The sequence below is a fragment of the Bradyrhizobium sp. sGM-13 genome, from assembly GCF_018398875.1.
GTDB lineage: Bacteria > Pseudomonadota > Alphaproteobacteria > Rhizobiales > Xanthobacteraceae > Bradyrhizobium.
In genome coordinates, this window is record NZ_JAGWDK010000423.1 from 1 (window position 1) to 240 (window position 240).

The following is a 240-nucleotide window of genomic DNA, read 5'->3' on the forward strand; positions in this document are numbered from 1 at the left end:
ATCGGAGAGTTCGCGGTCGTCGGTAATGACGTCGAGCGATTTGAGCGCTGCATGGAGCGCTTCGCGCCGCGCCGCGATCTCGGCTTCATGCTCCGCCAGGTGCTCGGTACGGCCATCCCTGGTGACGCCGAGCCATCGTGCCACCGGCGATAATCCGAGCCCCAATCCCACCAGCGTGATAAAGATAACGCCGAAGGCAATGAACAGGATCATGTCGCGGTAAGGAAACGCCTCGCCGCT

The 240-nt window shown here is 62.1% G+C and carries 1 pseudogene; it reads right to left on the reverse strand.

Annotated elements, in window-relative coordinates:
* Positions 1-240, reverse strand: a pseudogene (locus KJQ96_RS39520) (Na+/H+ antiporter); the annotation flags it as partial.